The organism is Bradyrhizobium sp. CSA112, from assembly GCF_029051645.1.
Lineage (GTDB): Bacteria > Pseudomonadota > Alphaproteobacteria > Rhizobiales > Xanthobacteraceae > Bradyrhizobium.
On record NZ_JAACFS010000172.1, the window covers coordinates 1 to 387 of the forward strand.

Sequence of the window (387 nt, forward strand, 5' to 3'; positions counted from 1 at the left end):
GGTGAAGAAGGCCTTCGGGTTGTAAAGCCCTTTTGTTGGGAAAGAAATCCAGCTGGCTAATACCCGGTTGGGATGACGGTACCCAAAGAATAAGCACCGGCTAACTTCGTGCCAGCAGCCGCGGTAATACGAAGGGTGCAAGCGTTACTCGGAATTACTGGGCGTAAAGCGTGCGTAGGTGGTCGTTTAAGTCCGTTGTGAAAGCCCTGGGCTCAACCTGGGAACTGCAGTGGATACTGGGCGACTAGAGTGTGGTAGAGGGTAGCGGAATTCCTGGTGTAGCAGTGAAATGCGTAGAGATCAGGAGGAACATCCATGGCGAAGGCAGCTACCTGGACCAACACTGACACTGAGGCACGAAAGCGTGGGGAGCAAACAGGATTAGAT

At 53.2% G+C, this 387-nt stretch carries 1 rRNA gene; it reads left to right on the forward strand.

Annotated elements, in window-relative coordinates:
* A 16S ribosomal RNA gene (locus tag GWE18_RS42185) occupies window positions 1-387 on the forward strand; the annotation flags it as partial.